This is a genomic window from Ensifer oleiphilus, assembly GCF_013371465.1.
Taxonomy (GTDB): domain Bacteria; phylum Pseudomonadota; class Alphaproteobacteria; order Rhizobiales; family Rhizobiaceae; genus Ensifer; species Ensifer oleiphilus.
Genome location: NZ_JABWDU010000003.1, coordinates 461,014 through 482,079 on the forward strand (window position 1 = coordinate 461,014; position 21,066 = coordinate 482,079).

At 61.1% G+C, this 21,066-nt stretch carries 14 protein-coding genes; 7 read left to right on the forward strand and 7 right to left on the reverse strand.

Annotation, left to right across the window (positions count from 1 at the left end; translation table 11 throughout):
- Nucleotides 1-14 precede the first annotated feature (14 nt).
- Genes HT585_RS14800 through HT585_RS14810 form a run of 3 tightly spaced genes read left to right on the forward strand, consistent with a single transcriptional unit; the run spans nt 15 to nt 4,145 of the window.
- Entirely contained in the window at nt 15-2,192 is a 2,178-nt protein-coding gene (locus tag HT585_RS14800) for a type I secretion system permease/ATPase (protein WP_176353654.1), read from the forward strand.
- Between the two features lie 60 nt (nt 2,193-2,252).
- Nucleotides 2,253-3,533 (forward strand): HlyD family type I secretion periplasmic adaptor subunit, encoded by a 1,281-nt coding sequence (locus tag HT585_RS14805; protein WP_176353655.1) that lies wholly within the window; start codon nt 2,253-2,255, stop codon nt 3,531-3,533.
- 3 nt (nt 3,534-3,536) lie between these two features.
- Nucleotides 3,537-4,145: a ribbon-helix-helix domain-containing protein gene (locus tag HT585_RS14810; RefSeq protein WP_176353656.1), complete on the forward strand. Its 609-nt coding sequence runs from the start codon at nt 3,537-3,539 to the stop codon at nt 4,143-4,145.
- 99 nt (nt 4,146-4,244) lie between these two features.
- Here HT585_RS14810 and HT585_RS14815 read toward each other — a convergent pair whose 3' ends face one another.
- A complete protein-coding gene (locus HT585_RS14815; protein ID WP_246707688.1) occupies nt 4,245-5,171 on the reverse strand; it encodes a transglutaminase-like cysteine peptidase in 927 nt (308 codons plus the stop codon).
- 516 nt (nt 5,172-5,687) lie between these two features.
- Between HT585_RS14815 and HT585_RS14820 the strand changes: the two genes are divergently transcribed.
- The 3 genes from HT585_RS14820 (at nt 5,688) to HT585_RS14830 (ending at nt 13,118) form a co-directional block, all read left to right on the forward strand.
- Nucleotides 5,688-11,450, forward strand: coding sequence for a beta strand repeat-containing protein (locus tag HT585_RS14820; protein WP_176353657.1), 5,763 nt, complete (start codon nt 5,688-5,690; stop codon nt 11,448-11,450).
- Nucleotides 11,451-11,524: 74 nt separating this feature from the next.
- A complete protein-coding gene (locus HT585_RS14825) occupies nt 11,525-11,890 on the forward strand; it encodes a hypothetical protein (protein ID WP_176353658.1) in 366 nt (121 codons plus the stop codon).
- A 52-nt stretch (nt 11,891-11,942) separates the two neighbouring features.
- Entirely contained in the window at nt 11,943-13,118 is a 1,176-nt protein-coding gene (locus HT585_RS14830) for an ABC transporter substrate-binding protein (protein WP_176353659.1), read from the forward strand.
- Between the two features lie 283 nt (nt 13,119-13,401).
- Here HT585_RS14830 and HT585_RS14835 read toward each other — a convergent pair whose 3' ends face one another.
- Entirely contained in the window at nt 13,402-14,157 is a 756-nt protein-coding gene (locus HT585_RS14835) for a hypothetical protein (RefSeq protein WP_343213985.1), read from the reverse strand.
- Nucleotides 14,158-14,822: 665 nt separating this feature from the next.
- On the opposite strand from HT585_RS14835, the gene HT585_RS14840 reads away from it, so the two are divergent.
- Nucleotides 14,823-15,323: a hypothetical protein gene (locus tag HT585_RS14840; RefSeq protein WP_176353660.1), complete on the forward strand. Its 501-nt coding sequence runs from the start codon at nt 14,823-14,825 to the stop codon at nt 15,321-15,323.
- Between the two features lie 18 nt (nt 15,324-15,341).
- Here the strand turns inward: HT585_RS14840 and HT585_RS14845 are convergent, their stop codons facing one another.
- The 5 genes from HT585_RS14845 to dgoD form a co-directional block, all read right to left on the reverse strand.
- Nucleotides 15,342-16,052, reverse strand: a complete 711-nt coding sequence (locus HT585_RS14845) for a FadR/GntR family transcriptional regulator (RefSeq protein WP_176353661.1) — start codon at nt 16,050-16,052, stop codon at nt 15,342-15,344.
- A 114-nt stretch (nt 16,053-16,166) separates the two neighbouring features.
- On the reverse strand, nt 16,167-17,075 hold the full coding sequence (locus HT585_RS14850) for a dihydrodipicolinate synthase family protein (RefSeq protein WP_176353662.1): 909 nt from the start codon (nt 17,073-17,075) through the stop codon (nt 16,167-16,169).
- Nucleotides 17,076-17,087: 12 nt separating this feature from the next.
- The gene (araD, locus tag HT585_RS14855; protein ID WP_176353663.1) at nt 17,088-18,803 is read right to left on the reverse strand and encodes an L-arabinonate dehydratase; all 1,716 of its coding nucleotides are present in this window, start codon (nt 18,801-18,803) and stop codon (nt 17,088-17,090) included.
- A gap of 293 nt (nt 18,804-19,096) precedes the next feature.
- Complete coding sequence (locus tag HT585_RS14860; protein WP_176353664.1) at nt 19,097-19,873, reverse strand: SDR family oxidoreductase; 777 nt, start codon at nt 19,871-19,873, stop codon at nt 19,097-19,099.
- A 36-nt stretch (nt 19,874-19,909) separates the two neighbouring features.
- Nucleotides 19,910-21,058: a galactonate dehydratase gene (gene dgoD, locus HT585_RS14865; RefSeq protein WP_176353665.1), complete on the reverse strand. Its 1,149-nt coding sequence runs from the start codon at nt 21,056-21,058 to the stop codon at nt 19,910-19,912.
- Nucleotides 21,059-21,066: the final 8 nt, after the last annotated feature.

The following is a 21,066-nucleotide window of genomic DNA, read 5'->3' on the forward strand; positions in this document are numbered from 1 at the left end:
CACAACCGGTGGTAATGCAAGGTATCGACAGGCATGCGCAGATTGGCCCGACCCTGACCGGCTTTTCCGAGGCGTTCAAGGAGATTTGCATCTTCTTGAACCGTCCCTCGTCAGACAGTGTGCTCTATTCCGACGTCCCGTTCGACGCACGGTCGCCGAGCGTTGAAGACGTGTCTCGCATAGCCGAACGGGTGGGCCTGGAGACGGAACTCGTCTCGAAGCGCGCGCTTGCCAATCGCGATTTCGTATTCCCGCTGCTGCTCATCTTTCGCGACGGCAGCGCCAGGGCGTTGCTGGAAGAGGCTCTGGACGGCACGCTCAGCCTTTCGAACAGGGTGGGCAGGCCCGACGAACCGGCGATCAAATTGTCTGATCTACAACTCGGCGGGCTCGCCTATGCCGTGTCGTTCTCTGCCACCTATTTGAATGCGGCGGCCGGCCGGGGTGTGGGCGAGGCGCGCAGCATCGACCGCCGGCACTGGTTGACCTCGACGATCAAGCCCTTCTGGCAAGCCTATGTGCAGGTGGCGATCGCGGCATTTTTCATCAACGTCCTGGCGCTAGCGGCACCCCTTTTCACGATGAACGTCTACGATCGCATCCTGCCGAACAAGGCGATCGCGACGCTCTGGGTTCTGGCGCTGGGCATCAGCGCCGCCATCGTCTTCGACTTCCTGTTGAAGACTGTGCGCGCCGCGCTGATCGACTACGCCGGCCGCAAGGCCGACCTGAAACTCTCCTACATGCTGTTCGAAAAGATCCTGCATGCAACAATGGCCTCGCGGCCGCCGTCCACCGGAGAATATGCCAACCGGGCGATGCAGTACGAATTCGTGCGCGAGTTTTTCACGTCGAATACGCTCAGCACGATCATCGACAGTCTTTTCGTTTTCGTCTTCATCGCCGCCATCTATGCGGTCGCGGGCTGGATCGCGCTCATTCCGACGATCGCTTTTATCTTGAGCCTACTGATCGGCTACGTCGCGCAATATAGGATCGGCCAACGCGTCGCTGCGGCTTCGAACGAATCCGCCCAGCGCCAGGCCCTGCTGGTCGAGACGATCAGCGCGATCGAGACCGTGAAAACGCTGCAATCGGAAAAGCAGCTCCTTCGCCGCTGGAACGAACTGGCCAAGCATTCCTCGAACACTTCCGAGCAGATCAAGGAAATCTCCTCCTGGGCGTCGCACGCAACGCAGTTCGTGCAGCAATTGGTGACGGTCTGTATTGTCGTGGCCGGCGCCTATGAATTCACGGAGGGAAAGATCTCCTCCGGCGCGATCATAGCCGCGAGCATGTTGGCCGGCCGCGCTGTCGCACCGCTCGGCCAAATTGCCATGACGCTGGCGCGACTGCGCCAGGCGCTGCTGTCGCTGCGGATCCTGAATGCGGTGATGGAGCAGCCGGAGGATCGACCCGATACCATCGGTTTCGTCAATCGCGAGATCCGCAACGGCAGCATTACCTTCGTCAATCTCGAATTCGCCTATCCCGGCAACGACCACAAGGTCGTCAGCGGTATGAACGTATCGATCAAGGCGGGGGAGCGGGTCGGCATCATCGGTCGCATCGGTTCCGGAAAGACGACGATCGGCCGCCTCCTGGCCGGTCTCTATCCGCCAAGCGCCGGACGCATCCTGCTCGATGGCGTCGATATCCGGCAACTGCACCCCTCCGTCGTTCGCTCGGCGGTCTCGTTCGTGTCGCAGAATTCCGACCTTTTCTCGGGCACCATCAAGGAAAACCTCCTGATGGCGAATCCAACCGCGAGCGATGAAGAAGTGGTCGCGGCGGCGCGACTTGCCGGGGTCGACGAATTCGTTTCCTACCATCCGCTCGGCTACGACATGCCTGTGGGAGAGCGCGGTTCGCAGCTTTCCGGCGGGCAGCGGCAGGCGGTTGCCATCGCCCGGCTGCTGTTGCGAAAGCCGAAGATCGTTTTTCTCGATGAACCCTCCGGGGCAATGGACCTCGCCAGCGAACGCGAGCTGATCAACAAACTCTCCAATGTTTTCAGCAGCGATGTCACGCTTGTGATCTCGACGCATCGCCACAGCATGTTGAGCCTCGTCGATCGGCTACTCGTCCTTGACCGCGGGCGCGTCGTGGCCGATGGTCCGAAGGCCGAGGTGATCGAGCAGTTGCAAAGGCGGCCCGGTCCTTCCGCCCCACCTTCGGGAGCCGGCCTATGATGCACGTCATCTGCACAAGCGCGAGACGAAGCCAGTCGACACGTGGCGGAAGGTGCCAGCATGACTGAGAAACCGCCGCTTGCCGCACGCGCGGGGCTGCTTGTCGTAGGCTTGCTGATCAGTTCCTTTGTCGCCTGGGCAGCGATCGCCGAGGTGGATGAGATCGCGCGAGGAGAAGGCAAGGTCATCCCGGTCTCAAAGACGCAGATCATCCAGTCCAGTGAACCGGGCATCGTGCGCGAGATCGCGGTGCAGCCCGGACAGGTCGTTCGCCGCGGCGATCTGATCCTGCGGCTTGACGACACTGCGAGCGGCTCCTCGCTTGGCGAACTTGAGGCGAAGGCGCGATCATTGCGTGCGCAAATCGCGCGGCTGGAGCTCGAGGAGACCGGTGCCTACGACGCAAAATACGAATGTCCTGAGGAAATCACCAAGGTAGCACCGGCCATATGCACCAACGAAGAGCAGCTGCTTAAAGCCAAAGCCGGGAATTTCAACAACAAGCTGTCGGTCATGCAGGCACGTGAAGGCCAGCGCCAGAAGGAATTGGCCGAAGCACAGGCGAATATCAATCGGCTGGGCGAGAGCTTGCAGTTAACCGAGCGCGAGCAGGAACTGCTCGCGCCGATGGTAAAGCGTAAGCTCGTCGCGCAGACCGAGTCGCTCAGGGTTGAGAAGGAGCTGACCGATACTCGGGGTCAGCTCGCCCTCTGGAAGGAGTCGGTCGGAAAGCTGGAGGAGGCAGTCAGGGAAGCAACCCTGCAAGTGTCGGAGCTTTCGCTGCAACTGAAGCAGGAAGCCCTGGCGGAGAAAACCGAGGCACTTTCACAACTTTCCGTCATCGATGAAACCATCCGCGGCGCCAGCAGCCGGGTCGCAAACACCGACATTCGTTCGCCGGTCGACGGCATCATCAACACGCTTGATGTCAACACGGTCGGCGCCTATGTGACGCCCGGCGGCGTAATTGCCGGCGTCGTCCCGACGTCGGAGATTTTGCTTGTCGAGGCACGGCTTTCTCCGCGGGATGTTGCCTTCGTGCGCCCCGGTCAGCCGGCGCTGATCAAGATATCGGCCTATGATTTCTCGATCTATGGCGGCCTCGGCGGTGTCGTCGAGACCGTCAGCGCAGACAGCCTTGTCGATCAGAACAACGGCGAAACCTACTACCTCGTACGCGTCAAGACCGACACGGCCGCGCTCATGAAGGATGGCCGCGAATATGCTATCATGCCCGGCATGATTGCATCGGTGGATATCATGACGGGCAAGAAGACGATCCTTGCGTATCTGATGAAACCGATCAACAAGGCGCGCGAGGAAGCTCTGCGGGAGCGTTGACCAATGAACGAGACGCCGCCTCCCCCGTCCGAAAAGGACTTGAGTGCGCTGCGGTTTCGCGTCGTCAACGTCGGCGGTCAGCGCCACGGAATTAAGCTTGAGGAGATCTATTGGCAGAGTCTTGGCGAGCTTGCCGCGCGACATGGCCGCAAGCTCGCCGATATCGTTGCCGCCTGCGAAAGTGAACTTGAGGGCGCAGGCAACCTGACGGCGCGGCTACGCTATATCGCCACCCGTCACCTGCGCGACGAGCTTTCGTCGGCCAAGTCACGCAGCAATCTGGCTGTTGTCACGAGCCAGGTCCGTGCGAGCCCATCGCCAGCCTTTGCGCTTACTGGGAATAAGCATATCATTGCCTACAACCCCGCATTCCTCTCCTTCGTCCAATCTCGCGTCTTCGGCGCGCAGCAACCTCAGGCCGCCCGGAGCTTAAAGCTCTCCTTCGACGTTCAGTTTGTCGATCTCGTCAGCCGCCTGAAATCGTCTCCCGGCGAGCCGCAATCGGCAGGCTTCACGATAGGCGTCCAGGGGCAGGTTACGCGGGGTAAGCTCAACGCCGCCCTGGCCCCACTCTCCGACCAGGACGTGATCATCGGCTTTATCCTGACCTGATGACGCGGGACCATCGCCGCCGCAGCGCGTGTTGAGACTAAAGCGGTGATTTCGAGCGGCCACCGGTGGGGCGAAAGGTTCAGCGTTTATCGATGAGGTTCAGCGAAGCGCGATACCCTCGCCGGGCATGACATCGAGCATTGGCGCCGTCGACGCGACCTTGTCGCCGGCCGACTTGACACCGTGGATCCAGGAACGGTCGGCGCTGACAGAAAAGAGCGGCTGGTAGTTGGGCAGCGCGCTGTCGAGCTTCACCTCGTCGCTCAGATTGTCGAGGATGAAGTGGCCCTGGCTGGTCGTGATCGCGAGCACGGCGTGATAGAAATTGCGTTTGACATCGCGGAGAACGACGATCGCCATGGCTTCCGACGGGAGGCCGGCCGCTTTCAGAGCGGCCATCTTCAGGATCGCATAGTCCTCACAATCCCCCTTGCCGCGGCCGAGAATTTCGTCCGGGGTCGCCCAATAGTCCTTGGAGCCGTAGTTTTCGGCGTCTGGCTGGTAGCGAATGAGCCGGTTGACGGTCCGGTTGATGCCGCTGATCTTGTGCCTGAAGGCGAGATTTTCAGCGTTTTCGACCGCTTTGCCGAGGATGTCGCGGGCGGCACAACCGCTCTGTTGTGCGCAGTGGCTAAAATCAGCCGCGGCAACCGTCGGAAAGACAGTCTTCCATTTGCGGGCGATAGGGATCGAAGCGACGCGAAAGGCGACGGAGTGAAAGACTGCGGAGGGGACCGACCGCGCCGGAGTCCGGTTGCCAATGTTGGCTCGCGTCGTTATCGCCACATTCTGGACCTGTTGGCGCTTGAACGCTTCGGACGCTTGGTTCGACAAGGCGCCGATGACCTGCGTGGCCACAGCAGCCAACGGGCTTGCAAGACTCATCATATGCTGGACAAGAGCGGGCTGAGGCATGCCGCCTTGTCCGGCCTGCACGGGCGATGTTGCAAAAAGCGACCCCAGGACGATCGCAATCGCCGTAGACTTCAGGTATTTCGCGCAGTGGTTCCAGCTCTTTTTGTTCATCACCGTGCCTCTCGTTGCATGAAGGCACTCTACGAATGAAAAGAAAAACTCCGGTAAAGCGGCATGGACTATATAGTATGTCCCGTAACAATACGTATTTCATAAAATTTTATTCAAATTTTATACTTGTGTATTGCTTTGGATCACTAGGGGATTTTCGTCAAACTCCAGACTTCGCCCCCATGAGGCCTTGCAACAGCCGGCACCAGGCCGCTCGCGGCTTGCCTGGCGGAAACGCTTTCATCGAGGAGGAAGTCCGGGACAACCCGGTTCGGTCGATCGCGTGAATTCCGGTACTGCTCCGTCGGGACGGCAGCACTTGCTTGGTCGAACTCTGACGCGCCGTCCGGACACTGGTTTCGCACCCATGACCAAAATTGTTAAGATTGAATCAATCTAACCAATTTTGGGTATTAGCATAACATATTATGCGATTTCTCGATAACTCCTCGGGCACCGATTGCGACCGCACCGGCTTGGTGTTTTCTTGCCCGCAAAGGTCGAGGGGTATTTGTTATGGCAACCGAAGGCACCGCAATTTCGAACGAAGCCGCCGCAACTCCGGCAGAGGCAATCGAGCATCACGAAGCAGCAGATGGCAAGGTAGGTCGTCTGGTGGCGCAGGCCGGCGCTGGCGCGGCGGAAGAGCCACAACTCCTGGACCCGGCAACCGGCACTCCGGCGAAGGGCGCCGAGCCCTCCCTGCAGACGCCACCGATGCCGGCGACGATCAGCGCTGATGCTTCGAATATCGTGCACTTGCCTGCAGGCGCATCGATCGAAAAGATCAAGGTCGTCGTCGCGGATATCGTTTTGGAACAGCCTGACGGCTCCACGATCACGGTACAGAACGCCGCATTGAAGGTTCCGACTTTCGTGATTGGAGACGCGGAAATCCCGCGCGAAACTCTCGTGGCGGTGCTCGGAGAAAACGGCATCAACGTCGCCGCAGGCCCGGATGGCAGCATCAGCGTCGTATCGAACCAGAGCAGCGGCGGCGACTTTTCTGACGCAGACGGCGACATTGGCCAGGCCGGCCCGGTCATCGATCTGCTGGCGCCCACTGCGCTACAGTTTCCGGCGCTTGAGGCCACCGAGCTTCTACCCTTCGCGGCCGACCTGAATGACACCCCCTCGATCATCCCCGATTCCAGCGGCGATCCAAGCGGCATTTTCGTGAGCGACAGGCAGGTCGATGAGGCCGGCGTCGTCGGGGGATCGCGTGCCGGTGATGGCAGCGCGTCTGTCAGCGGCGTCTTTACCATTTCCGATCCGAATGGCCTCGGCGACATCGCCAGCCTGACCATCAACGGTCAGACTTTCGCAATTGGTGGTCTCGTCGGCCAGAGCGTTATTGGCCAGTTCGGTACATTGACCATCACCGCCTACGATCCGGTGACCGGCGTGGCGCAATACACCTTCGATCTGGCGAGCCCCGTCTCCAGCTCCGGCATTATCCCCGGCACGAATGTCGAGCAGGACCGCGACATCTTCAACCTGACGGTCACCGATGTTGACGGTGCGACCGGCTCCGCCACACTGCGCATCGATGTTGTCGACGACGTGCCGGTGATCGGGATCACCGATCCGGAATCGGCACAAATTGTCGAAGGCCAGACGCTTTCCGGCAACTGGACGCTTTCGGCCGGTGCCGACGGTGTCAGCACGGTCGACGTGAAGGTCGGCGAGACGACGCAGACGCTGACCTTGACGGCAGGACAGTCGGTGGCCTTCACGCTTGCCCAGGGCACGCTGACGGTCAATGCCGACAAGACCTGGTCGTTTGCTGCCAACAGCAACCTCAACAATGCGGGCGGCACCAACGTCACCTTCTCGCTGTCGGCCAAGGATGGTGACAACGACACCACCACCGACAGCCAGACGATCACCATCACCGATGGCGCCGGTCCGACGGTCGGACCAGAATCGGGAAGCGTCTCGCTCACACTCGACGACCAGAACCTTGTCGACGGCTCGACGCCGGCGGGAGCGGACACGAGCAGCGGCACGATCGGCTTTGCGGCCGGTTCTGATGCGATCGCCACGATCGTATTCGGCAACACCAGCACCCTCACCGGTGCGCTGACCTGGGAACGGGTCTCCGACACCCAGATCGTCGGCCGGGCCGGCGGCGTGACCATCGTCACACTCGACCTGGTGCGCAGCGGCGACAGCGCGACGGTGACGGCGACACTTTCCGACAATTACGCCAGCCATCCCGGCATCAACGCCGACGACCTGGCCAGCCTCGGCTCGGTCAAGGTCATCGCCTCCGACACCGACGGCGACCAGGCAGAAGGCACCGTCACCGTCTCGGTCTCCGACGATCTTCCGAAGATCGACATCACCAACCCGACCTCGTCGAGCATTGTCGAGGGACAGTCGCTTTCCGGCAACTGGACGCTTTCGGCCGGTGCGGACGGCGTCAGCACCGTCGACGTGAAGGTCGGCGACACCACAAAGACGTTGACGCTTGCCGCGAACCAGAAGGTGGAGTTCGTCCTTGCCGAAGGCAAGCTGACGGTCAACGCAGACAAAACCTGGTCGTTTGCGTCCAACGGCAACCTCAACAATGCCAATGGCGCCAACGTCACCTTCTCGCTGTCGGCCAAGGATGGCGACAACGACACCACCAGCGACAGCCAGACGATCACCATCACCGATGGCGCCGGCCCGACGGTCGCACCGGGATCGGCAAACGTCTCGCTGACGCTCGACGACCAGAACCTCTCGGACGGCTCGACGCCTTCAGGTCCCGACACCAGCAGCAGCACGATCACCTTCACCCCCGGTTCGGACGCGATCGCCACGAGCGCGTTCGGCACCGACATCAGCGGCCTGATCGGCGGATTGACCTGGCAGCGCGTCTCCGCCACCCAGATCGTCGGCCGCGTCGGCGGGATCGCCATCGTCACCCTCGACCTGGTGCCCGGCGCAAACAGCGCGACGGTAAAGGCGACGCTCAACGACAACTACGCCAGCCATCCCGGCGTCAATGTCGACGACCTGGCAAGCCTCGGCTCGGTCAAGGTCATCGCCTCCGACACCGACGGCGACACCGCCGAAAGCACGGTCAACCTGTCGGTCTCCGACGATCTTCCGAAGATCGACATCACCAACCCGGCCTCGTCGAGCATTGTCGAGGGACAGTCGCTTTCCGGCAACTGGACGCTTTCGGCCGGTGCGGACGGTGTCAGCACCGTGGACGTGAAGGTCGGCGACACCACAAAGACGTTGACGCTTGCCGCGAACCAGAAGGTGGAGTTCGTCCTTGCCGAAGGCAAGCTGACGGTCAACGCAGACAAAACCTGGTCGTTTACGTCCAACGGCAACCTCAACAATGCCAACGGTGCCAACGTGACCTTCTCGCTGTCGGCCAAGGACGGCGACAACGACACCACCAGCGACAGCCAGACGATCACCATCACCGATGGCGCCGGACCGACGGCGACGGACAACAGCGCCTTGATCACTGTTCACGAGAAGGGTCTCGACAACGCCAACGCCCTGGGCAGCGCCGAAGGTGCTGCAGGTGGGGCTGAACTGTCCACCACCGAGCGCGGCTCGGACACGGTGAGCTTCACGGCCGGTTCGGACGCCATCACCGGCATGGTGTTCGGAACGACCACTGGCGTAACCGCCGATGTCAACGGCATCAACGGCGCCGACATCGTGTGGAGTGGTACGGGCACCTCGGTTCTGACCGGCACGATCAACGGCATTGCGGCAATCACGGTGACACTTGTGCCGCCGACACTGCCGATCGCGGCAGGGGCAAGCGGTCAGGCGACGATCAATGTCCAGCTGACCGACAACTTCCCGCACCCAGCCGGACTGTCGCAGAACACGATCAACCTGGCCGGCATCACCGTCGTTGCCTCCGATACGGACGGCAGCACCGCGACCGCAACGGTCGGCATCAACGTCGTCGACGACATTCCGACGGCAAACGAAATCAACAAGTCGCTGACCGAAACGGGTGGTGGGGATACCAACATCACGCTCGTGCTCGACGTCTCCGGTAGCATGGACTATGCTTCGGGCCTGACAGGTCTTACGCGACTTGAAGTTATGAAGGCGTCGGTCATCGAGTTGATCGAGCGATACGACAACGTCGGCAATGTAAAGATCGCAATCGCGACTTTCTCGTCTGACGCAAGCGCTGCTCCCGGCGGGTGGATGACCGTGGATCAGGCGAAGGCCTTTGTGAACGGCTTAACTGCTGATGGTGGCACCAACTACGATGCTGCTGTGGCGGCTGCACAAGCTGCCTTTAATGCGGCAGGCAAAATTTCCGGCGCCTCAAACGTGCTGTATTTCCTGTCAGATGGAGATCCAACTGATGGCGCAATTACAGGGAGCGAGATCACTGCCTGGCAGAATTTCCTCAATACGAATGACATCAATTCCTACGCGTTCGGCATGGGGAGCGCCGCAGTCCAGGGGCCACTCGATCCGCTGGCCTACGACGGAAGGGGAGCTGGCACCGATCGCGATGCCCAGGTGATAACGGACCTCAGCCAGCTCACGACCTCGCTGAGCGGCTCTGTGTTCCAGCCGGCGTCGGGCAACATCATGACCGACCCCAATCCCGACAATGCATTTGGCGCGGACGGCGGATATGTGCGTGCCATCACCTATGCCGGCAAAGTGTTTACCTATGACCGAGCGACAGACGCGGTCACCATGGCCGGCAGCGGGAGTGCAACTTATTCGTTCAATACCGCAACGAACGAACTAACGATCAACACGTCCCAAGGTACGCTGAAGATCGACATGGATGACGGAAGCTACACCTACACTCCGCCGTCCAGCGTCACATCAACTCAGGTGGCATCGTTTGGCTACACATTGATAGATGGCGATGGCGACACCGCATCAAACACGATCAACTTCAATCTCAGCAACGCTGCCCTCCCGCCAATTGTGCGAGACGACAATGTCATCACGAATATATCGGGTAATGCCGCGGCAATTGTCATTCCGCATGCTGCGTTGCTGTACAACGACAGCAACGCCGATGGACTTCCTATCAGCGTCACCTCTGTAAGCGGGGCAGACAGCGGGTCCGTCAGCAACGGAAGCGGCACCGTTACGTTCACCGATGGTTCCGGAAGCTCGAATGGTGGCTCGTTCATTTATACGGGTAACGCGGGAGGCATGACTGACACGGGTTCTGTCAATGTCGATCGCGACCAGAGAGGCGACAGTGAATTGTGGGGCACCGGTCTCGGCGAAATCCTGCTCGGTCGCAACAACGCCGCCGACACGATTTACGGCTACGAAGGCAACGATGTCTTGATTGGGGGCGACTCGACGAGCGAACGCGTCAAGTTCACCCTGACAGTGGATGGTGCAAACACGTCCACCAACGGCTCCTTCCTGCAATTTGTCTTCAACGAAGGCAGCAGCGTCGATCGCATAGAGAGCATTTCTATAAATCTTCGAGGTGGAACGGATACAGACGCCATTTTCGACGGAACCGCCAGTAGCTCGAAAAATGGTGATGGTGAGTGGGGGCCAACTCTCTCGGGCTTAAGCGGCCTGTCTGCTGGAGACGTGTCCTATTCTGACACTGACGATGTCGGCAGTTTGACCCTTACCTTCGATCAAGGCACGTTCGGCAAAGGCGACAGCCTGAATCTGAACATAGACATTGATCGTCTCGGACCAAATATCGGCGACGGCTATGCGGCTCTGTTCGCCAGCAAGGGCGTCACGGCTACCATCACGATGGAAGACGGTCGCACTCAGACACTTACATTTGCAAGTCTTGACGCCGACACTGGTCGCATCGTTTTCGAACTCGCAGCACCGGTCGACGACAAGCTCTATGGCGGAGCCGGCAACGATTGGCTGCTTGGGGGTGACGGCAACGACATCCTGGACGGTGGCACCGGCAACGACCTGCTCTATGGCGGCACCGGTTCGGACACAATGACCGGGGGCGCTGGCGCCGATACCTTCAAGATCGACGCGGACTCGCTGCAGCTCAGCATCGATGACGTGATCACCGACTACAACTACGCCGAGGGCGATAGCGTCGACCTGACGGCTCTTCTCGGCAATCTGCCCACGGGAACGACCCTGGACGGTAACTTTGTCAAGGTGGTCCAAAACGGTCAGGACGCCAATCTTCAGGTGGACACCGACGGCAGTGCCGGCAACGGTTCGGGTTGGCACACGGTCGCGGTGCTCGAAGACTTCCAGGTTTCGACCGAGGTGGTGAAGATCCTCTTCACCGAAAACGGTGCGCCAAAGACACAGGACGTTTCATAAACGCAACATCGATCTCGACAGTTCAGCGGTTCTCGGCAATCATCCGGGAACCGCATTTCCAGGGGGAGCTTTTCATGATCAGAAGCATGCTGGCGGGGGCGATGGTCGCTCTGATGCCCTTATCAGGTTTCGCAGCCGATCTCATTGTCGACTATGCGCCGGCCACCAGGCAGTGCACGGAGCTCAGCCAGTCCTCGTTGACGGTCGAGCAGGATGTCAGCACTCTCACGAAGGAAGTCGTATCGCGCATGGACGAGGCGATCGCCGTTGCCGATGATCCGCGCTGGATCTATTCGACGCGACCGGCGTTCGTCTGGGCTTCCGAGACCAAGGTTGCTTGCGGAAAGGCCTACGGCTACCTTCAATCCAATTGGCGCGACGAGGACTATCTCGCCAAGTGTGATTGCTTCTACGCCAAAATGCATCACTTCATGAACTGATACAGGCTTTCTGATCGCCATGTCTCGCGCTGTCGTTTCACCGGCTAAGTGTGTGTCGTTTCGCGGGAAATGGCTGACCCTCGGCATGTTCGCGCTCGGTATGCTCGCGGGCTGCCAGGGTGCCCCCACCCCTCAAGACGTGCTCGACGTGGAATCGCCGCAGGCGATGCATGCCCGGCGCGCAGCCGAGCGTGCGGTCAAACCGCAGGAAACGTTCGGCAATGGGTCGACGCGGATCGCGATCATCACGGCCCTCATGGCGCCGACGGGCGAAACCGTGCGCGAACGGGATATCCGGGATGGCGCTTCGCTCGCAGTCGACGAACTTGGTGGCGGTCAGCTCTCGCTTCTGGTAGAAAATACCGACGGCTCGCCACAACAGGTCAAGGACGCGGCAAAGAGGCTCGCCGATCAGAATGTCGCGCTTGTCGCCGTGTCCGCCGCCGACGTACCTGTCGGCACCGTCCGTGACGGACTTGGCTCCGCCCGCACGCCGGTGCTGACGCTTCGCGGCAACGGCGCCGAGCGACCAGCCGGCACCTTCGCTTTCGTGTCCGATCGTGTCGATAGCACAGTCGAGGGTGCATCCTATGCGGCGGCGTCCGGCCGTACGCGGTTCGTCGCGCTCTTGCCCGGCGATGTCTCCGCCAATGAACGGCAGAGGCTTGAGCGTGGGCTTGCCGACTACGGCATCAAGCCGGCTCTCCTTGCTGTGACCGGCTCCACCGCATTTTCCGGTGACGCCGCGTCGAAGGCCAAACTCAAGGATGTAGACGCGGTGCTCTTGGTTGGCGCGGGAGATCCCGACGTCGCCGCTCTGTCTCAGCTTAGGGCCAATGGCTATCTGAAGCAGAATGCGATGGTCGTTGGAAGTTCCGGTTGGACCGCCGCCGCCTACAAACGTCCGGAGCTTTCCGGAAGTCATCTTTGTGTGTTTGGTCCGGAGAACGGTTCGCGCATGACCTCGCGTTACCTCGATCGCTATGAGCGCGCCGCCGCTGCCGATGCGGCCTATGGCTTCGATGTCATTGCGCTTGCGGCAGGTCTGGTACGCACCAAGGGCGAAAACGCCATCAACCAGGAAAGCATTCGGTCGCCGAGCGGCTTCATCGGCGCGGCGGCGGCATTCCGGTTCGAAGAAAACGGCGCTGTAAGACGGACCTGCGCAATCCATCAAGTTACCGGCGGGAAATTGAAGCTCCTTGATCCAGCTCCCCGCTCGTTTTAACGCGAGTGACCGGGCTCGCAATGTCGGTTTGCGACCAAGGTCGAAGCGTCCAACTACAGCCGGCGCTATGGCCGGCTGCGCCGATCCGGAAGCACAGGACGATCCTGACAACCATCAGGGATGATGGGTGAACAGGCTGTGATAACCGCAAACTCGGTCGTCCGTTTCTCATTACGCGGCAAAGCGCCTGTACATTCGCCCGGTGGCTTCCCTCGACTGACACACCCGACCTGATCGTGCGCGCCTCTGTTCAGGGACTTTCAACCCTGGAGGCGCCGCGCGGTCAGATGGTCCGCGCAACGGCCCAATCGAACGCCTCTTCAAGTGCGGCAAACTTGACCGCCTGCCAGCGGCGATAATCCGACACGAGTTGCGATGACACCCACAGGTCGCCGCGGTTTCCCGGCCTTTGCCAGCCAACGACGGCAAGGTCGCGCGCCCGTGCAAAAACCCGTTGGGCGTGACTATTCGAGATGATGTAGCGGCTGGTGATCTCACTGATGCGCAAGGGGCCGATCGTTATCTGGCCTTGCGGCAGCTCGCCCTTCGGCAGGCGCGCGATCAGATCATGCAGAATATTGCTGCCGGACTCCGTCCGCACAAAGGAGGCAACACTTTCAGGTGGCGAACACCAGCCCGGCTCCCCGAACAGGCGACGCGTTGCCCTCGGGTGCGCGAAAAACAGCAATGACGGCTCGGCCATGGACAGGTGGTGACGCCGGCCCCCATCCAACCTGTCGAGCGATTTGAGATGGCCATCGAACCACTGGCGTATGAGATCCTCAGCGGTTTCCGATACGATCAGCGGGCGCAAGCGCTTGTCGCCCGACCATTCGGCGTCGAGCAGCAACTTGTAACTGCGCATTTCCGCCAGGTGCGCGACGGCCGTATTTCTGCTCGCAATCTTGCTCGCGACGAAAAAATCCACGAGCTTTGCCGCTGTCAGGCCCGGGCGGGTGCCATCGATCTTGTGCTCGAAACAGAGGGTCAGGATTGCCTGGGTCAGCAGCCACTTCTGAAGGTTGGCCGTGTAGCGCACGATCCTCGGGGCAATGTCGTGCATGGCGACGAGCCTCAGCGCCAGATCACGTAAGGCCTCCCCGAACTGCTCCCGCTCAAGGATCGCCTCGACCCGTGGCAGGAGAGGTCGCTCGAAAGCACCGCGAAGTGAAGGATGAACGGTCACGATCTCAAGCCCATGCGACCCAAGGACTTGACGTACCTTGAACGACGCCGGTCGCTCCTCTTGCACCGGGCCCGCGCCAGGCGACGTTTTGTATAGACAGGTCGAAGCGGAGAAGAAATTCCAATGAAACAGACACTAACATCGATCCAAAAATATCAAAATGGCGATAAATAAACCGGGGTGGCGTCCACACCCACTACATATACTAGGATATTAACAGTTTCCTTACCGTCTTTTAGTGCAAAGGGCCATCTTGCCGGCAAGATTTTCGAGCGATGAGGTTAACGGCGAGCCGGCGTTGCTCGCGCCCTTCCGGGGCGGTTGACTGCACAGGCTGAAACCTCTCTTCGCCCGGACACAGGCAACGCTCCGTCAGCGCCAGCGGTGCGATGCAGCCGGGCAAGCTTCGCGATAAGGAAGCGCAGTGCGCGGAACATCCGCCGCCGTTGCGCGTTGCGGCTGGTGATCTGGGCCTTGGCTGGTGTACCATGCCAAGCCTCTGAACGGAGGATTGCGATATGCTGCGTTGGCTCGTGTTTGCCGCCATGACAACATCGCTTGCCGGCGCCGCCCAGGCGGACGAAGGTGCGTTCCTGAAGTCGCTGCAGGGCAGTTGGACGGGCGCCGGGACAGTTAGAATCCGAACGCATATGTCGCCCATCAACGTTTCCTGCAACTTCGATTCTCAATCGCGGGGTTTGGCGCTTTCGATGGAAGGCGTCTGCCGCGGGTTGATCCTGATTTCAAAATCGATCGATGCCCAACTGAAATTCAGCGGCACGAAATACAGCGGGTCGTATCTCGGACCGCGTGGCGGACGTGCGGGCCTGAGCGGCAGCCGTCGCGGTGATGCCATCAACCTCACCATTCGCTGGGCGAAGGAAGTCAACGGCGACCGCAGCGCAGATCTGACGCTGCAGAAAGTTGGCGCCAACGGCATGCGGATGACGACGGTCGATGTCGACCCGGCATCCGGCGACAGGGTCGTTACCAGCGAGATCAACCTGCACCGAAAGTGATGCTGTGGCTGGTCCTGGCTACAGCTGCGCGGATAAGAAATTGCGCTGGTAGGTCGCGTTCAACAGCGTTTGCGCCGCCGTCTCTGCCAATGCCGCATTGCGCGCTTCAATGGCTTCGACGATCGCTTCGTGCATCTTGAGAGAGTGCTGCAATCCACCGAACGTCCTGAGCGTGCGGGGAATGCTGATCGTCAGTGCCGTGCGAATGACGGCCGAGACGGGCAGAAGAAAGCGATTGTGCGCCGCCTGGATGATTTCCAGGTGGAAATCGATGTCGGCCTCAATCGCGGAAGAAACCGTTGCATGGTCTTCCGTCATCCGGGCATAGGCCGCGCGGATGCGCACAAGCTCGTCCGCCGATCCGCGGCGGGCGGCAAGGCCCGCTGCCATCGGCTCTATCGCCAGACGGATTTCGAACAGTTCTTCGGCCAGTTGCTGCTGGTCTTGCGCGCCTTCGTGCCAGGAGAGCACCACCGGATCGAGCGTGTTCCAATGCTCCGGCGCGCGGACACGGGTGCCCAGCCGCGGCTTGGCTTCGATGAAGCCCTTGGTCGACAGGATCTTCAGCGCCTCGCGCAAGGTCGTCCGGCTGACGCGCAGATTGCCCAGCATCTCGGATTCTTTGGGCAGGATCTCGCCGGGCTTGAGTTCGCCGAGCGCGATGCGGCGGCCGATCTCCGCCGCGATCTGCGCGGGCAGCCCGCGGTCACCGATCGTAAATGTCGTCATCAGCCGTCCGTTTCCGAAATCCCGGCGCGCATTCTGGCGCGATTCGAGCCCTTGCTACCATAGCCGTCGCCACGCCCCAAACGGTCAAGCCAGCTTGAGCCTGAGCGAAGGCGCTTACTCTTCGCCAAGACGACCAAGCTCGGCCGCAAAACGCCGAACCATCGCAAGTCCTGTCTCGGTCGGTCGCAGCGCAGGCGCGCGATCGAAGACGGGCATACCGGCCCGTTCACCGAAGAGACGTTTGCCGTAGCACATCAGGTTTTCGATCCCCTGCATGGTGAACACCACCGCCGGCAACATATCCCGATAGGCCGCTTCCGCCTCCTCGTCCCAGCCGTCGCGATAGAACTCGTAGGCCCTGACCGCATGGTCGATGCAATCGGGCGCAAGAATGAAGCCACGGCATCCGGCCCTCAGGTTGTCGATAAGCTCGAGGCCGGCGCGACCGTTGAAAACAGGCAGCTGGCCTTCGGTCACCTCGATCAGCGCGGCGATATCGACCACCGGCCCCTCGCCCTTGATAAGGGTAATGTTGGGGTGCTGGCGGACGAGTTCGGCGATATCGCTCGCCGTCAACCCTCTCCCCATGAACGCAGGCGCATTCTGGATGGCGACGGGTACGTCGATCGCATCGGCGACCCGGCCGAAGAAGCGAATGTATTCCTGTGCGGAGAACTGGCCGACGATCGGCGGCTGCAGGATCAGCCAGTCGGCACCGGCGCCAACGGCATGGCGCGCTTGGCGCACCTGCTCTTCGACGGAAGGCCCGAAGATGGTCAGTGCCACCGGCACATGGCCGGCGGTGTCCTCGACCAGCCATTCCATCACGGCCATGCGCTCGGCCTCGCTCAATTTCGAGGCTTCGGTCGCAAGGCCGAGTGCCGCCATGCCATGCACGCCGGCATCAAGACAGACTTCCGTCTGCCGGCGCATGGCTTCGCGATCGAGCTTTTCGTTGCCATCAAACAGCGCATAGAGGATGGCGTGGATGCCGTGAAGATCGGCGGGATCGAACCGGGACATCGCCGCTCCTCCTCAATGGCTCTCGCGGGGCACGGCGTGCCCGCGACAACCGACAAGGAAATCGAGATCGGCGCCACGATCGGCCTGCATCACTCGCTCGACATAGAGACCCTGGTAACCGCCGGGCATGGCGATCTCCGGCGGCGTCCATTCCTGCCGGCGGCGGGCAAGTTCCGCCTCGTCGACATCGAGGTGCAGCCGGCGTCCGGCGACGTCGAGCTCGATCCAGTCCCCATCCCTGACCAGCGCCAACGCACCGCCGACGGCCGCCTCCGGCGCGACATGCAGCACGACAGTGCCAAAGGCCGTGCCCGACATGCGGGCGTCGGAAATGCGCACCATATCGCGCACGCCCTTCTTCAGGAGCTTCTGCGGCAGCGCCATGTTACCGACCTCGGCCATCCCGGGATAACCCTTGGGACCGCAGTTTTTCAGAACCATGATCGAGCTCTCGTCGATATCGAGGTCGGGATCGTCGATGCGCTGCTTGTAGTGATCGATCGTTTCGAAGACGACAGCGCGGCCCCGGTGCTGCATCAACGCGGGTGTCGCAGCAGAGGGTTTCAGGATCGCACCTTGAGGCGCGAGATTGCCCTTGAGGACAGCGATGCCCCCTTGCTGTGTCAGCGCCACATCGCGTGGCAGGATCACATCCGGATTGTAATTTTCGGCATCCGCGATGTTTTCGCCGACGCTTTTGCCTGTCACCGTCGGGTTGTCGAGATCAAGCAGATCGGCGATTTCCTTCATGACCGCCGGAAGGCCGCCGGCATAACAGAAATCCTCCATCAGGAAGGTGCCCGACGGCATGAGGTTGAGGATCGTCGGGATGTCGCGACCGAACCGGTCCCAATCCTCTAGCGTCAGTTCCGTGCCCACTCGTCCGGCAATCGCCAGCAGATGAACAACGGCGTTGGTCGAGCCGCCGATGGCGCCGTTGACGCGGATGGCATTGGCGAAGGCTTCCCGCGTCAGGATATGCGATGGCCGCAGGTCCTCAGCGACCATGGCGACGATCCGCCTGCCGGAGAGCCGTGCCAGGCGCGCACGGTGGGCATCGACGGCGGGGTAAGCCGCATTGCCGGGCAATGCCAGCCCCAAGGCTTCGGCCATCGACGCCATGGTCGAGGCGGTGCCCATGGTCATGCAATGGCCTGGAGAACGCGACATGGCGCTTTCCGCGGCCATGAACTCGGCTGGCGTCATGACGCCCGCGCGCACATCCTCGGAAAACTTCCAGACATCAGTACCCGATCCAATGGTCCTGCCCTTCAGCCGACCATTCAGCATCGGCCCGCCGGAAACGACGATTGCCGGCAGATCGCAGGATGCCGCCCCCATGACGAGGGATGGCGTGGTCTTGTCGCAACCGGCCATCAGCACGACGCCATCGATCGGGTTGCCGCGGATCGCCTCTTCCACATCCATGGAGGCGAGATTACGAAACAGCATGGCGGTGGGACGCAGATTGGACTCGCCGCAGGAAAAGACCGGAAATTCCAGCGGCAGACCGCCCGCCTCCAGCACACCCGCCTTGATATGTTCAATCAGGCCACGAAAATGGGCGTTGCAAGGCGTGAGTTCGGAGAAGGTGTTGCAGATGCCAATGACCGGACGCCCGTCGAAGGCGTCATCCGGCAGGCCATTGTTCTTCATCCAGCTGCGATGAATGAAGGCATCCTTGTCGAGCCCTCCGAACCAATGCTGCGATCTCAGTTTTCTCGACACGTTCGGCCCTCCGCTGTGCACTCGCCTGACCTTGCATCCAGGCGCATTTATTTCTCATATAATCGGAGTTATTGGCGGTCAAGTGTCAGACACGCGCAATCGGGCGGACTTGCGCGGTCATGGGGCAGCTAGAGAAACGATCGGAAGCTGGATGAAACTGCTGGCTGAGCAGGAGAAAAGTCGCGATCCGGACGCAGGACATCCCCGCGCGCTGCAACAATCGGCAGGCGCGGCAACAACAGCCACGTCAGTGACTGAAGGGGGAACTTGAGACCAAGCCATGTGGCTTGGTTTTAGGGATGATGCAGGACGCTCAATCCGCCGTCGACCGTCAGGCAGGTGGCGTTGATGAAGGTGCATTCGTCCGACACCAGGAAGAGTGCGGCACGGGCGATTTCATCGGCGGTGGCGATACGGCCGCCTGGGTGTAGTTTCATCGTTTCGGCTTCGGCAGCGACCGGGTCCGGAAAGCTGTTCCAGTATTCGACGGCCTTCTGCGTCAACACGTATCCAGGCGCCAGGGCATTCACCCGGATCCCCTTTGAAGCGTATTCGATGCCGAGCGATTTGGTCATGCCGAGAAGCGCATGTTTCGCGACGGGATAGGGAAAGGTATGCGGGATGATCGTGAAGGCATGGGTCGACGCGATGTTGAGGATGACGCCGCCGCCATCCTCGATCATGCCCGGGAGAACCGCGCGGCTGCAGTTCCAAGCCCCCTTGAGATTGACGTCGAAGCAGCGCTGCCAGTCGGCATCGCTCGATGCCAGCGGCTCGGAGAAGACGTTGATGCCGGCATTGTTGACCAGCGCATTCGGCCGACCGATTGTCTGTTCCGCCTGGCGGATCGCTTCGGCAATCCCATCGGCATCGGTGATATCGGCCGTCGTCGCGGCAACCTTGCCGCCGTCGGCGGCAAGGCGTGCCGCCTCCTTGTCGAGCAGCGGCCCGTCCCGATCGATCAGAAAGAGACTGGCGCCCTCCTTCAGGAAGGCTTCCGCCATCGCCAGACCAATACCCTGGGCAGCGCCTGTAATGACGATGCGCTTTCCGGAAAGCCGCTTGCTCATGTTCTCTCTCCCTCGCCTATTGAAGCCGCGCAGCGGTCACCACTCGGCGACGCTGCCGTCCTCATGGCGCCAGATCGGGTTGCGCCAGCGGTGGCCTTCCTTGGCCCGCTCGATGACATAGGCCTCGTCGACTTCGACGCCGAGGCCCGGTCCCTGCGGGATCGAGACGAAACCGTCCTCGTAGTGGAAGACGTCCTTGTTGGAGACATAGTCGAGAATGTCGTTGGCCTCGTTGTAGTGAATGCCGAGGCTCTGTTCCTGGATGAAGGCGTTGTAGCTGACGGCGTCGATCTGCAGGCAGGCGGCAAGCGCGATCGGTCCGAGCGGGCAATGCGGCGCCAGCGCCACGTCATAGGCCTCGGCCATCGCAGCGATCTTGCGGCATTCGGTGATCCCGCCGGCATGGGAGAGGTCAGGCTGGATGATGTCGACATAACCGTCTGAAAGCACCGACTTGAAATCCCAGCGCGAATAGAGCCGCTCGCCGAGCGCGATCGGGGTCGAGCAATGGTTGGCGATTTCCTTCAGCGCCTCGCGGTTTTCCGACAGCACCGGCTCCTCGATGAACATCAACTTGAACTGCTCGAGTTCCTTGGCCAGCACCTTGGCCATCGGCCGGTGCACCCGGCCGTGGAAATCGACGCCGATACCGATGTTCGGGCCGATGGCATCGCGGATGATGCCGATGGTCTCGACCGCCTTGTCGATCTTCTCGTTGGTGTCGACGATCTGCAGCTCCTCGCAGCCGTTGAGCTTGATCGCCTTGAAGCCGCGGGCCACCACGTCCTTGGCATTGCGGGCGACATCGCTCGGGCGGTCGCCGCCGATCCAGGAATAGACCTTGATCTTGTCGCGGCATTGGCCGCCGAGCAGCGAATGCACCGGCTGGCCCAGTGCCTTGCCCTTGATGTCCCAGAGAGCCTGGTCGATGCCGGCAAGCGCGCTCATATGGATGGCACCACCGCGGTAGAAGCCGCCGCGATACATCACGTTCCAATGGTCCTCGATCAGGAAAGGATCCTTGCCGACGAGATAATCGGCAAGCTCGTGCACGGCCGCCTCTACCGTCAGGGCCCGGCCCTCGACAACGGGCTCGCCCCAGCCGACGATGCCCTCGTCGGTCTCCACCTTGAGAAACAGCCAGCGCGGCGGGACGATATAGGTCGTGAGCTTGGTGATCTTCATGGAATGAT